This window comes from Phytoactinopolyspora endophytica (assembly GCF_004138495.1).
GTDB classification, from domain to species: domain Bacteria; phylum Actinomycetota; class Actinomycetes; order Jiangellales; family Jiangellaceae; genus Phytoactinopolyspora; species Phytoactinopolyspora endophytica.
This window is the reverse complement of the sequence record NZ_ML142871.1, coordinates 19,689-20,216: the sequence shown is the minus strand read 5'-3', so window position 1 is coordinate 20,216 and position 528 is coordinate 19,689. Positions and strand designations below refer to the sequence as shown.

At 66.7% G+C, this 528-nt stretch carries 1 protein-coding gene; it reads right to left on the bottom strand.

Features of this window, described 5'->3' with window-relative positions; genetic code table 11:
* Positions 1 to 528 (bottom strand): ATP-binding cassette domain-containing protein (locus ELR45_RS41695; RefSeq protein ID WP_240760260.1); only part of this gene is annotated, 528 nt, incomplete at both ends.

The window sequence follows — 528 nt, the reverse complement described above, 5'->3', positions numbered from 1 at the left end:
GTGATCAGGGCGCGGGCGATGTTGATGCGTTGGCGTTCGCCGCCGGAGAAGGCATGGGGGTAGCGGGGCATGTAGTCGGGGCGCAGGCCGACGCGAGAAAGCATGTTCGCGACGCGATCTTTGAGGTCGCGTCCGGAGGCGAGACCGTTGACGCGGAGTGGTTCGCCGACGATTTGTTCGAGGGTCATGCGGGGGTTGAGTGAGGAGAAGGGGTCCTGGAAGATGACTCGGATCTGGGAGCGGTACTTCTGTAGCGCCCTGCCCTTCAGCTGCGCGAGATCGACTTGTGCGCCGTCGGGCTCGCGGTAGAGGATTTCGCCGGAGGTGGTGTCGAGCAGGCGGGCGATGCAGCGGCCGAGGGTGGTTTTGCCGCAGCCGGATTCGCCGACCAGACCCATGGTTTCGCCGGGCCGGATCTGCAGGTTGACGTCGTCCACCGCACGTACCGTCCCGGCGGCCCGGCGGAAGAGCCCGCCGCCCAATGGGTAGTGCTTGGCGACGTTGCGCACCTCGAGCAGCGGAACGTCC